We start from the raw sequence: 12,251 nt of genomic DNA, 5'->3' as shown, positions 1-12,251 counted from the left end.
CGTCGACCGCGCCCGGTCTCCCGAACGCCCGCGCGCCGGGGCCTACGTGGCCGACTACTTCACCGACCGGCGGGAGCTGCGCGGCGACCGCGCGGGCGGTACCGACGACGGCATGCTGTGCGGCTTCGGCACCCACGAGGGCCGCACCGTCGCCTACGCGGCCCAGTGCGGCACGGCCACCACCCCGGCCGGCTATCGCACCGCGACGCGGCTGATCGGCCTCGCGGGCCGGCTCGGCATCCCGGTCCTCACGCTCGTCGACACCCCGGGCGCCGCCAACGACGCGGCGGCGGAGCGCGCGGGCGCGGGCGCGGCGATCGCCGATCTGTTCCTGGCGGTCGCCGGGTCGCCGGTCCCGGTCACCACGCTGGTCGTCGGCGAGGGCGGCTCGGGGGGTGCGCTGGCGCTCGCGGCGCCGGGGAACACCTGGGTGACGCCGGACGCGTACTTCTCGGTCATCGCCCCCGAACTGGCCGCCGCGATCCTCAAACGGCCGCCGGACCAGGCGGAACGCACCGCGGACCAACTCCGGATCAGGCCGCAGGACTTGGTGGAGCTGGGGGTGGTGCGCGGCATCGCGCGGCAAGCCCCATAAACGAACAAGGGAGCAGTTGTTCCCTGGAACAGGTGATCGTCGCTCCAGAGTTTGCGTGCGGCCCTCGGGACCAACGATGCTTACGGTGCGCAAGCAACGGGCTGCAGACCGTAGCGACCGCATCGCGATGCACGTGCAAGTCCCAACACATGCACCACAGTTCTAGGAGAACGCAACACCATGAACCTCATCACCGACATCCTCGCCGGCCTCGCCCACTTCGTCGGCTGGCTGGTGTAACACCGTCGGACGCCGACGCGGCGCCGTCTCCCCCGGTCCCACGGGGAGGCGGCGCCTTCGCGCGTCTACCGCCCGGCCGCCTCCCGCATCACCCCGGCCAACTCACCGCGCAGCCGGGAGAATTCGGGCAGGGCCCGCAGTCCGGCGACAGCACCGGCTCCGGCGCCCCGGTCGAGCCCGACGGGCACCTCGGCGACGATCCGGCCCGGCCCCGCGGCCATCACCAGGACCCGCGATCCGAGCAGCACCGCCTCCTCGGCGGAGTGCGTGACGAACAGGACGGTCGTGCCGGTGGCGTCGGCGAGGGAGCGCACCTCTTCCTGGAGCCGCTCCCGGGTCAGCGCGTCGAGCGCCGCGAACGGCTCGTCCATCAGCAGGATCCGGGGTTCGCCGGCCAGCGCCCGGGCGATGGCGACGCGCTGCTGCTGGCCGCCGGACAGCTCCCAGGTGCGCCGCCGGGCCGTGCCGCCGAGCCCGACCAGCTCCAGCAGCTCCTCGACGCGCGTGGCCCGCCGGTCCCTGGGCACCCCGTGCCGGGCGAGCGCGAAGGCGATGTTGCCGCCGACCGTGCGCCACGGGAAGAGGCGCGGCTGCTGGAAGACGACCCCGGCCGCGCGGCGCACGTCGACCTCGCCCGCCGCGGCCCGCTCGAACCCGGCGACCAGGCGCAGCAGCGTCGTCTTGCCGCAGCCGGACGGTCCGACGAGCACCACGAACTCGCCCGCTCCGACGCTCAGGGTCACGTCCTCGACGGCGGTGACGGGAGCCTTCGGGGAGCCGTAGCGGACGGTGACCCCGGCCAGCGCGATGTCGGCGCCGACAGCCGTTTCCTGTACGTCACTTGACGGCATCGGCGAGCTCCCGCACGGCGAGGGCGTCCTCGAACACGGACCGTGCGGGCACGGCGTCCACGGCCTTCTGCCCCTTCAGGAACACGGCGGCGTCCCGCAGGTTCGCGGCGAGCCTGCCCGGCCTGCCGGGCGTGCCGAGGTAGTCGGCGCCCTGCTGCTCCCGTGCGCTGAGCAGCCGCAGTTGCTTCAGCTGGGCCTTGGCCTCGGCGGCCGGGATGCCGAGTTCCTTGCCGATGGAGGCCGCGGCCCTGTCCGGGTCGGACGTGGCCTGGGCGACGGCCCTGTCCTCGGCCTTCAGCCAGGCGGTGACGATCTCGGGGTGCTCCTCGGCGAAGTCGTTCGTGACGACGCCCAGGTCGGCGGTGGGCTTGCCGGCGTCGGCGATCTTCCGGCTGGTGGTGAGGACGGTGCCGTCCTTCTCCAGTTCGCCGAGCGTGGGCGTCCAGACGTACGCGGCGTCGATGTCGCCCCGCTTCCAGGCGGCCAGCGCGTCCTGCGGCTGGAGGTCGACGAGGGTCACGTCGGACGCCTTCAGTCCCGCGTCGGCGAGTGCGGCGAGCAGCGAGTAGTGGGAGGTGGACCCGAAGGGCGTGGCGATCTTCCTATCCTTCAGCGCCTTCACCGATGTGATGCCCTTGCCCTTCTTCGCGACGAGGGCTTCGTTGTCGCCGATGACGTCGTGGATCCACAGCACCTTGTACGGGATGTCCAGGGGCGCGGACAGGCCCTTGGTGACCGGGCTCGATCCGGCGAGGCCGAGGTCGACGGCGCCGGAGATGACGGCGGTGTTCACGTCGCCGCCCGAGTCGAACCGCACCCACTTCACGTCGGCGTCCGGCAGCGCCTTCTCCAGCAGACCCTGCTGCTTCACGACGAGGTCGGCGTTGGGTATGGCCTGGTAGGCGATGCGTACCTGGGTCCTGCCCGACGCGGTGTCGGAGCCGCCGGTGCCGCAGGCGGTTGCGGTTCCGGCGAGGACGAGGGCCGCGGTGGCGGCGAGAAGGGTGCGGCGGGTGGGTGTGACGGGCATGGCGGGGCTCCAGAAGGCGGTGGGGTCAAGGGGAGTTCAGGTGCGGCCGCGCCACGGCACGGCGATCCGCTCGACGCCCTTGAGCGCGGCGTCGAGGACGATGCCGGAGAAGCCGATCGCGAGGATGCCGACGACGACCACGGCGGTCTGGTTGTAGCGCTGGGCGTCGCGGATCATGCCGCCGATGCCGGGGACGCCGTTGATGGTCTCGGCGGCGACCACCGAGGTGTAGGCGACACCGACGGCGATCCGGATGCCGGTGAGGATCTCCGGCAGCGCGGCCGGGAGTCGCACGGACAGCAGCAGCGAGACCGGTCCCGCGCCCAACGCCCGTGCTGCCTCGACGAGTTCGCCCGGCACATCGCGGACGGCGGCGGCCGTGGCGGCGGCGATCGGGGGCAGCGCGGCGATGACGAGCAGCCAGATCTTCGGGGACTCGTCGATGCCGAACCAGATGACGAGGAGGGAGAGGTAGGCGAGCGGGGGCAGCGTCCGCAGGAACGTGACGGCCGGTTCGAGGACGACGGCGACGGGTTTGACCGCGCCGATGACGAGGCCCAGCGGGACGCCGACGAGGGTCGCGTAGCCGGTGCCGATGCCGATGCGGCGCAAGCTCACCGCGAGGTGTTCGGTGAGGGTGTGGCCGCTGTAGCCCGTGGTCATGCCCTCGGTGAAGGCGTGCCAGACGTCCGCCGGGGACGGGACGAGTACGCGGGGCCACAGTTCGGCTGCGGTCACGGTCTGCCAGGCCGCCAGCAGGACGACCAGGGCTGTGGCTCTGAGCGCGATCCAACGGGCCGCCGTGCTGCGGGGGTTCGTTCGCCTTGTTGTCGTGTTCCGTCGGGTGCGGGTTGCCTGTAGTTGCCCGCGCCGTTCCTCGCGCCCCTTCAGGTGGGCCGTGGTCACGCCGCACCGGCCAGTCGGCGCAGCCGTGGGGCGACCTCTTCGCCCACCCGGAACGCCTCCTCCAGGTGGGGCCAGCCGGACAGGATGAACTCGTCGACGCCGACCCGGCGGTACTCGTCCAGGCGCTCGGCGACCTCGTCGTGGGAGCCGACCAGGGCCGTGCCCGCGCCCTCCCGGACCAGGCCGACGCCCGCCCACAGGTTGGGGGCGATGGTCAGGCCGTCGGTGGTGCCGCCGTGCAGCGCGGTCATCGCGGCCTGCGCGCTGGAGTCCATCCGGGCGTACCGCTCCTGGCTGGCGCGGATCGCCTCGGGGTCCATCCGGTCCAGGATGCGAGCCGCTTCCGCCCACGCCTCGGACGCGTCGTCGCGTGAGATGACGTGGATGCGCAGGCCGAACCTGAGCCGCGGATTGCGGTCCCGCATCCGGGCGATGCGCGCGGCGACGGCCGGTACCGGTTCGCCCCACAGGAGTTGGACGTCGGCGCGGCGCGTGGCGACGTCCTCGGCGGCCGGGGACGCGCCGCCGAAGTAGAGCGGGACGGGGTGCTCGACGGCCGGGTCGGTGAGCTGGGCGCCCTCGACCTGGACGTGCTGGCCCTGGAAGTCGATGCGCTTGCCGTTCAGCAGGTCGCGCAGCACGGCCATGACCTCGTCGGTGCGGCCGTAGCGCTGGTCGTGGGCGAGCCGGTCGCCGTAGGAGCGCTGCTCGACGGGGTCGCCGCCGGTGACGACGTTCAGCCGCAGTCGTCCGCCGGTGAACTTCCGGAAGGCGTCGGCCTGTTGGGCCAGCAGGGTGGGGCTGGCGAAGCCGGCGCGGAAGGCGACGAGGAAGCCGATGCGTTCGGTGTGCTGGGAGAGCGCGGAGGTGAGGATCCACGGGTCGACACAGCCGAGCCCGACGGGGGTCAGCAACGAGGTGAACCCCGCCTGCTCGGCCGCGCTCGCGACCTGCGCCAGATAACCGATGTCGGCCGGCCGCCGGGTCGCGGCACCGCTCCTGGCCTGCACGGAAGTGACTCCGCCGGGGTCGCGGCCGTCACCTCCGGTGGGCAGGAACCAGTGCAGCAAAGGGTGGTTTTCGGGCATGGGGGCACCTCGGAATCGGGGCCGCCGCACGGGCAGGCCCTACCAGGGAAAGGTCAGAGCGCGGAGATCAGCGCGAAGGGGGTGCCGCTACGGCGTGCTGGTTCAGCAACCGGCCGTACGACAGCGCGAGTTGGCCCGACAGAGCATCGTGGAGACACGCAGCAGATCCACGTGACGACGCGAGACGAGTACGGGGGCCATGCCCGCATCCTGTCCGGGTGCACACCACACCCACAAGGTCGTTCCGGATGCCGGACAGATCTGTTCCGAGATGTGAAACAGCCGAAACAGCCGGGGCCCGGCGCGGAGTGTTCCCGCGCCGGGCCCCGGCCCGTGCATGCCGTGCTCAGAAGGCTACTTGGGCTACTTGACGACCACCGCCCGGATGATCTCCTGGCTGACGGAACCGCCCTTGTCGTCCTTCGCGCCCGCCTTCAGCGAGACCGACGTCGCGTCGCGCGGGATGCTCAGGGAGCCCGTCCACGAGGCGCCGGACCCCTTCAGGGCCACGGACTTCCAGGTCTTGCCGTCGTCGTACGACACCTGGAGGGTGCCGCCGCCGAGCCTGCCGGTGCCGGTCGCGCCCTTCACGTACTCGGCGGACAGGCCGACGGGGAGCTTCGAGCCCGCGCGCACCGTGCCCGCGAGACTGGTGTCGAGGTCGTAGTTCAGGTTGATCAGCGGCAGGAACACGGACGCGTCCTCGCTGGTGTGCGCGGACGTGAAGTTCCACTCGCTGTGGCCAGTGGTGCCGGTGCCCCACACCGCCGGGTCGAGCGCCGTGTCCGTGACGAGCTTGTACGGCTTCTCGGCCGGGTCGGCCGTCCACACGTACGCCGCGGAGCCGGTCCTGCGGCCCTGGCTGACGCCGTCCGCGAAGACCTCGGTGGTCTGCGTCATGCCGCTGTCGTCGGCGTACGGGTCGCCGAAGCCGGTGTGGTCGGGACCGGAGTCGCCCCAGCCGGGCGTGTTGAACTGCAGCTGGTCACCGCGCCGCTGCTGTCCCCAGCCGAGGCCGCTGCCCAGGTACGGGTGCCAGACCGGCTTGAACCAGTTCAGCGCGGTGCGCTTGCCCGCCTTGTACGAGACCAGGCCGCTGCGCTCCTCCAGGGGGCCGCGGTTGACGGACTCGTGCCAGGTCTGGCCGGACTCGACGGAGACGTAGTCGGTGCGGTGGCCCGGGAAGCCGTAGCGCTCCTGGAAGCCGCCCGCGACCGGGAAGGACGGGTCGACGGAGTAGCGGTACTCGCTGCCCTCGGTCTTCTTGTCGCCGTAGAAGGTGGTGTCGACGGTCGCGAGGTCGCCGGCGCCCGGCGCGAAGACCAGGTTCTTGTCGGGGATCGCGTTCTGGTAGCCCTTGGACAGGTCGTAGGAGTACGAGGAGTTCTCGATGCCCGTCATGGCGATGCGCTCACCGCGCCGCTGCTTGGCGAGCAGCCGGTCGAAGTCGGCGTTGGTGACGCTCGCGATCTGCAGCGGGCGGTCCGTGCCGTCCTCGTTGTAGAAGAGGGTGTTGAGGCGGCCGCGGCTGTCGTCGGTGAGGAACAGCGCCTTGGCGCCCGCGTCCTGGGCGGCCTGCGCGATCTGCGCCTCGGTGAGGCTGCCGTCGACGTGCACGAGGGCGGCCTTGCCGGTGACGTTCTTGCCCGCGTAGTCGGCGGGGGCACCGGCCCCTGCGTTCACCAGGGCGAGCCTGCGGTCGCCCGTGAGGAGCGTGGAGCCGGGCTGGCCCCACACCTCGTCGACGCCGTCGACGGTGATGTGCGGCTGGGACTCGCGCCAGGTGGTGCGGTACGCGTAACTGCCTTCGGTCACCGGCTTCGTGGGCAGCGCGAACAGCGAGTCGTACTTGATGGGCAGCAGCGCCATGCCGAAGAGGTCGGCGCCGCCCGCCTTGCGGTCGTACTGCACGAGGGTCTGGTGCGGGTCGGTGTCCTTGGAGACCCGCGTTCCGACCTCGCGCAGCTTCGTGCCGTCGAGGGTGATCTCGCGGTCGCCGTCGAGCTTGACCTCGGGGTCGGACAGGTAGCCGATGCCCAGCGCGTCCTTGCCCCGGGCGCCGCGCACGTCGAGGAACGTGTCCAGGTAGTAGGTCCCGGGCTTCAGGCGCAGCTTGACGGTGCCGGAGTCGCCGACGGTGGCGGGCACCGGGTCCACGTTCGGGAGGAGCTGCTGGTACATGAGGTTGGCGCCGGTCGGCTTGCCGTCCCGGTCCTTGACGTGGACGGTGAGCGTGTAGCGCTCCTCCTCCTTGACCAGGCCGAAGGCGGTGTGCGCGACGGCGGTCCCGCCCGAACTGGCCACGATCTGACCGGAGTTCGTGCCGACGGCGGCCTTGGCGCCGTCGCCGGTGACGGTGGTGGAGGCGGTGCCGTGGGCGGGCACGGTCAGCTTGGAGTCGGCGAGCGTGGCGAGCCCGGCGGCGCCGCCCTGCACGGCCAGGTCCAATTCCACCGCCGTGTCGGAGGAGTTGGAGTAGGTAACGGTCTTGGTGACCGGCTTGTTGTCCTCGTACGGCCAGGAGTACATGCCGAGGTCGACGCTGCCGGACGCGGTGACCTTCGCGGCGATCGCGTCGGGCACGGAGACCCGGCCCGAACCGATCGCGTACGCGGAGTCGTCCAGCTGCTTCGAGGACGACATCAGCGCGTCCTTGAGCTGGGCGCCCGTCCAGTCGGGGTGGGCCTGCGCGAGGAGGGCGGCGACCCCGGCGACGTGCGGCGTCGCCATCGACGTACCGCTCATGGTGGTGTACGAGCCGGAGCCCTCCACCAGCGAGGAGCGGGCCGCGAGGATGTCCACGCCCGGTGCCGAGACGTCCGGCTTGAGGCCGTTGTCACCGAGCCGCGGGCCCTGGCTGGAGAAGTCGGCGCGGTCGTCGTTCGCGTCGACCGCGCCGACGGTGAGGGCGGAGTCGGCGGCGCCGGGCGAGCCGATCGTGCCGGGGCCGTAGGAGTTGCCGCCCGCGATGACGAACAGCGCGCCGGTCTCCTTGGAGAGGGTGTTGACGGCGGCGGCCATCGGGTCGGTGCCGTCGCTGCCCTCCTGCGAGCCCAGGCTCATGGAGATGACCTTGGCCTTGACGTCCTTGGCCGCCCACTCCATGCCGGCGATGATCTGCGACTCGTCGCCGTAGCCCTCGTTGGAGAGCACCTTGCCGACGGCGAGCGTGGCGTCGGGGGCGACGCCCTTCTCCTTGCCGTCGGACGCGGCGCCCGATCCGCCGACGGTGGAGGTGACGTGCGTGCCGTGGCCGGCCCGGTCGGCGACCTCCTGGCCCGCGATGAACGACTTCGACTCCGTCACCCGCGACGCCAGGTCCGGGTGCGTGGTGTCGTAGCCGGTGTCGAGGACGGCGACCTTGACGCCCTTGCCGGTGAGCCCGGCCTCCCACGCCTTCGGGGTGCCGATCTGCGCGTTGGACTCCGCCATGTCGGCCTTGACGCGGCCGTCGAGCCACACCTTGCCGATGCCGTCGGAGTACCCGGCCTTCGTGGTCAGGTCGTTCCAGAACGTGCGGCCCTTGTCGGCGTCGAGCGCCGCGCCGCCGATGACGTCCAGCCTGCGGGTGCGCTCGGCGCCCTCGGGCGCGGCGGCCGCGGTGCGGGCCGCCTTGGCGCCGTAGGTGACGATCAGCGGGGTCGCGTCGGCCTTGGTGTCGGCCAGGCCCTGCTCCAGCAGCCCGGTGACGTCGAAGAGCCGCCGGTCGAGCTTGCCGGAGGCCAGGTAGGGGCGGGCCTCGTCGGGTATGACGCTGATCCGTCCATCGGTCACCTGGGTGCGGACGAGCCCGTCGGCGCCCTTGGGGCGCTTGACGTCGACGGTCTGTCTACCGCCGCCGATGTCCGTCACGGTCACTCTGTCGCCGGTCACCAGCGTCACCGTGTGGGCGGCGCGGGCGGCCTTGGTGGTCTGTGCGGGGACGACGTCCTGCCCGGACGGCGCCGCGTTCGCACCGGCCGTGGGCAGCAGTGCGAACGCCAGACCGGCCGACAGCAGGGCCGCGCCGCGTCGCGCGGAACCTCTTGTCATCGTTGCCCTCTCCTCGGTAGAGGCGTCGGGTGCGGGGGTGTCACCCGAGTGCTCCGACGAGTCTGAAGGGCCTTGTGTTTCGTGGCTGTTGACGTGCGCTGGCGGGAAGCTGCCCTGGCATTTTCCCGCCAGCCCGCTCCCCCGGGACGAGGCGGGGCGACCGGCGCGAAACCTGGAGTTCTGCCGCGGTCAGGCGCCACAATGGTCCCAGGCACGACAGCACGGCTACGGGGGGCTCAACGCATGGACGGACTGGTCGAGTTCACGGTCGAGGACGGCGCCGCCGGGCCCGTCCTGTTCGAGGCGGACCCCGCCGACGACGAGTCGGGCGCCCGGCTCGTCTCCCGCAGCCGCGAGACCGGCGCCGTGCGCGCCACGACGACCTTCGAGACGGCGCTCGACTCGGTGCGCTCGGCGGCCCAGTCGGCCCTGCGCGTCCTGCGCGACGGCCCCCTCTCACCGGACGGCGTGGAGATCGAGTTCGGGGTGAAGCTGTCGGCCGAGGCGGGCGCGGTCATCACCAAGGGCTCCGCCGAGGGCCACCTCGTGGTGCGGTTGAGCTGGGCGCCGCAGGGGCGCGCCGACGCGCAGGCCGGCGGCCCCGGCGCGGAGCAGGATCAGCCACGGCCGGCCGGCGCCCAGGGGCCGGACACCGACCCGGCGGCAGCCGCGCCCCGCCCATGAACGGCGCGAAGTGGCAGGCCCGCGTGGTGAGCGGCACCGAGGTCGGCGCCGGCTTCCTGGTGACCCCGCGCATGGTGCTGACCTGCGCACACGTCATCACCGACGAGGCGCCCGTCACCGTCACCTTCCCCCAGCTGCCCGGCGAGGACCCCGTCGGGGCCCGGCTGCACCTGCACGGCGGCTGGCGGGGTGGCGCCGCGCCCGGCGACCTGGCCGTGCTCGAACTCGACCGGGACATGGACATCCCGCCCGCCGAATTCGCCCTGCCCGGCGCCGCGTTCGGCGATCCGCCGCCGCGGCTGCTCGCGTACGGCTTCCCCCGCCACTACGACGAGGGCACCCTCGCCGAGTACCGCGCCAAGGCCGATCTGCTGGTCGGTGACGAGTGGGTGGAGCTGGTGGCCCTGGACGGGCACGGCCAGCCCATGGAGGGCGGCTTCAGCGGCGCCGCGGTCACCCTGGCCGGCTCGCACCGGGTCGTCGGCATGGTGACGCAGACGACCGGCGGCCGCGGCGTCCTGGCCAGCCGGATGCTGCCGCTCGACGTGATGGCCCGCTACTGGCCCGACCTCGCCGACCGCATCCCCTGCCCGGCCCCGGCAGCCGGCCGCCCGGACACCGGCCGGCTGCACACCCTCATCGAGAAGGCGACCCGCACCCACCTCGACTGCGACCCGGAGCGCCTGTACCGGTACGCGGTCGGCGAGTTCGGGCCCGACGTGCCGCCCGGCGGCTTCGCGTCGCTGTGGGCGGCGGCCGTGTACGTACTGTCCGAGGTCGACGAGCCGGACGCGGTCGCCCGGTTCACCGAGCGCCTCGACGCGCTCCTCGACGCCCCGGCGCCGCCCGCCGCCGCGCCCCGCTGGACGCCGGTCCTGGTCGACGTGCAGCGCAGCGGCGCGGGCGACGACCAGGCCCTCGTCGAGGTGTCCGCCTACAGTGCGGGCCGCCGCCACCCGGTCGCCTCGCGCACGCTCGCCGAGTCGGAGGTGGCCGCGTACGTGCGGGACGTCATCGACGATGCGCTGGCCCATCTGCCGCCCGGCACCGACGAGCTGGTGGCGTTCACGCTGCCGCCGAAGTGGCTGAACTGGCCGGTGGACCGCTGGCCCGCGGGCCCCGACGACCCGACCCCGCTCGGCTGCGCCTACCCCGTCGTCGTCACCCACCCCACGCGCCGCCAGGTCGGCCCGCTGCGCCGGCTGACGCGCCGCTGGCAGGACTCCGCCGGGCGGCCGGTGCGCGCCGTGCACCGGGTGGGCTGCGACGGCGGCGGGGCGGCGAGCCAGCGGGAGCTGCGGGTGGCCGACGTGGCGGGGTTCGCCCGGCCGCCGGGCGCCGTCCCCGACCCGCGGTTCGACGCGGCGCTGAGCAAGCCCGTCCCGGCGCTGCTGTGGCCGCGCACCGGGTGCGCGAAGGACCACGAGCCCGGCGCCGGCTGCCCGGGCGGCACGTTCCTGGACGAGCTCGGCCGGTATGTCACCGGTGCGCACCTGGCCGAACTGCCGTACAGGATCATGGAGTTACGGGAGGCGGCGGACGCCAGGGACGACCACTGGGCCGGTGACGTGCAGCTGCTGTGGGACGCCCCGCACTGCTTCCCCGACCCGCGCGAGACCGGAGCGCCGCACCGGTCGCCCGTAGCCTGAGCCCGCCGACGGAGAGTACGGAGAGCAGTGATCATGCCCGAGTGGCCCGTGTACACCGGCGCGAACGAGCCGCACGACGGCATCGACCGGCTGCCCGCACCCCCGCCCTGGCGTGCCTTCGACGGCGGCCCCGCGCTGCCGACACCGGGCGACGCCGACGACGAGGCCGCCGTCTCGCCCGACCGGGTGCATCGCGCCCACACCTACCGGGCGACCCCGGAGAGCATCCAACTGGTCAATGCCGCGCTGTACTTGAGGCGCCCGCTGCTCGTGACGGGCCCGCCCGGCACCGGCAAGTCGTCGCTCGCGTACGCCGTCGCCCGCGAGCTGCGGCTCGGCCCCGTGCTCCGCTGGAACATCACCAGCCGCGCCACCCTCGCCGACGGCTTGTACCAGTACGACCCGCTGTCCCGCCTGTACGCGGCGCGCGAGGCGGGCGACGTCGACGTGGCGGACCACCTGCGCCTCGGCCCGCTCGGCACGGCGCTGCTGCCGCACGAGCGGCCGCGCGCCCTGCTCGTCGACGAGATCGACAAGAGCGACCTCGACCTGCCGAACGACCTCCTCAACATCCTGGAGGAGGGCCAGTACGAGATCCCCGAACTGGTCCGGGCGGGCGGCGCCGCGCGGGTGCGGGCCGACGGCACGGACCGGCGGGTCCCCGTCGCGCGCGGCCGGGTGCGCTGCCGCGCGTTCCCGTTCGTCGTCCTGACCAGCAACGGCGAGCGCGAGTTCCCGCCCGCCTTCCTGCGCCGCTGCGTGACGCTGCGGCTGCACCGGCCCGACGAGGCGCAGCTGGCCGAGATCGTCCGCGCGCACCTGGGCGAACCGGACGACGGGGCACGGCAGTTGATCTCCCGCTTCCTGTCCCGGTCGACCTCGGGCGAGCTCGCCACGGACCAGCTGCTGAACGCCATCTACCTGACGGGGGCGGCGGGCCTGGACGCCGCGGGCCGCGACGAGCTGGCCCGGCGCCTCATGCCCGCGCTGGACGGCACCCCGGACCCCGATGCGCGCTGAACTCGGCCGGCTCGCGGCGGCGCTGACCGCGGCGACCGACGACGGCACCGCGCCGACACCGGTCGAGCTGGCCGAAGTGCTCTGGCTCGCCGCGCAGTTGGCGGGCCCGGGCCCCGACGCGGAGGAACCCGGCCCGCCCCCGGCGCCGGCGGAACC

General features: G+C 73.3%; 9 protein-coding genes. 4 read left to right on the top strand and 5 right to left on the bottom strand.

What is annotated here, in order from left to right; genetic code table 11:
• A partial coding sequence (locus M4J07_RS42355) for a carboxyl transferase domain-containing protein (RefSeq protein ID WP_305128894.1) occupies positions 1–595 on the top strand: 595 nt, incomplete at its 5' end.
• Between the two features lie 305 nt (positions 596–900).
• Here the strand turns inward: M4J07_RS42355 and M4J07_RS42350 are convergent.
• From M4J07_RS42350 to M4J07_RS42330, 5 genes are all read right to left on the bottom strand, one after another.
• Positions 901–1,686, bottom strand: a complete 786-nt coding sequence (locus M4J07_RS42350) for an ABC transporter ATP-binding protein (protein ID WP_255981571.1) — start codon at positions 1,684–1,686, stop codon at positions 901–903.
• Positions 1,673–2,716, bottom strand: a complete 1,044-nt coding sequence (locus M4J07_RS42345; protein WP_255981568.1) for a taurine ABC transporter substrate-binding protein — start codon at positions 2,714–2,716, stop codon at positions 1,673–1,675. Before M4J07_RS42345 ends, M4J07_RS42350 begins: the two co-directional genes overlap by 14 nt.
• 36 nt (positions 2,717–2,752) lie before the next feature.
• The gene (locus M4J07_RS42340) at positions 2,753–3,505 is read right to left on the bottom strand and encodes an ABC transporter permease (protein ID WP_255981573.1); all 753 of its coding nucleotides are present in this window, start codon (positions 3,503–3,505) and stop codon (positions 2,753–2,755) included.
• A 113-nt stretch (positions 3,506–3,618) separates the two neighbouring features.
• Entirely contained in the window at positions 3,619–4,710 is a 1,092-nt protein-coding gene (locus tag M4J07_RS42335; protein WP_255981566.1) for an LLM class flavin-dependent oxidoreductase, read from the bottom strand.
• Between the two features lie 363 nt (positions 4,711–5,073).
• On the bottom strand, positions 5,074–8,742 hold the full coding sequence (locus tag M4J07_RS42330; RefSeq protein WP_255981564.1) for a S8 family serine peptidase: 3,669 nt from the start codon (positions 8,740–8,742) through the stop codon (positions 5,074–5,076).
• Between the two features lie 243 nt (positions 8,743–8,985).
• Here M4J07_RS42330 and M4J07_RS42325 point away from each other — a divergent pair, with 243 nt between their 5' ends.
• Genes M4J07_RS42325 through M4J07_RS42315 form a run of 3 tightly spaced genes read left to right on the top strand, consistent with a single transcriptional unit; the run spans position 8,986 to position 12,095 of the window.
• Positions 8,986–9,426 (top strand): CU044_2847 family protein, encoded by a 441-nt coding sequence (locus M4J07_RS42325; protein ID WP_255981562.1) that lies wholly within the window; start codon positions 8,986–8,988, stop codon positions 9,424–9,426.
• Positions 9,423–11,075, top strand: coding sequence for a VMAP-C domain-containing protein (locus M4J07_RS42320; RefSeq protein WP_255981560.1), 1,653 nt, complete (start codon positions 9,423–9,425; stop codon positions 11,073–11,075). The genes M4J07_RS42325 and M4J07_RS42320 overlap by 4 nt, the downstream gene beginning before the upstream one ends.
• Positions 11,076–11,108: 33 nt before the next feature.
• Positions 11,109–12,095: an AAA family ATPase gene (locus M4J07_RS42315; RefSeq protein WP_255981557.1), complete on the top strand. Its 987-nt coding sequence runs from the start codon at positions 11,109–11,111 to the stop codon at positions 12,093–12,095.
• Positions 12,096–12,251 lie beyond the last annotated feature (156 nt).

Origin of the sequence: Streptomyces longispororuber (assembly GCF_024448165.1) — a bacterium.
Taxonomy (GTDB): Bacteria; Actinomycetota; Actinomycetes; order Streptomycetales; family Streptomycetaceae; genus Streptomyces; species Streptomyces longispororuber_A.
Note: the sequence above shows the minus strand (reverse complement) of the source record. Positions and strands in the feature narration are given on the sequence as shown.

Coding starts and splice junctions, on each gene's coding strand:
- M4J07_RS42350 (WP_255981571.1), bottom strand. CDS start 1,686: ATGCCGTCAAGTGACGTACAGGAAACGGCTGTCGGCGCCGACATCGCG.
- M4J07_RS42345 (WP_255981568.1), bottom strand. CDS start 2,716: ATGCCCGTCACACCCACCCGCCGCACCCTTCTCGCCGCCACCGCGGCC.
- M4J07_RS42335 (WP_255981566.1), bottom strand. CDS start 4,710: ATGCCCGAAAACCACCCTTTGCTGCACTGGTTCCTGCCCACCGGAGGT.
- M4J07_RS42330 (WP_255981564.1), bottom strand. CDS start 8,742: ATGACAAGAGGTTCCGCGCGACGCGGCGCGGCCCTGCTGTCGGCCGGT.
- M4J07_RS42325 (WP_255981562.1), top strand. CDS start 8,986: ATGGACGGACTGGTCGAGTTCACGGTCGAGGACGGCGCCGCCGGGCCC.
- M4J07_RS42320 (WP_255981560.1), top strand. CDS start 9,423: ATGAACGGCGCGAAGTGGCAGGCCCGCGTGGTGAGCGGCACCGAGGTC.
- M4J07_RS42315 (WP_255981557.1), top strand. CDS start 11,109: ATGCCCGAGTGGCCCGTGTACACCGGCGCGAACGAGCCGCACGACGGC.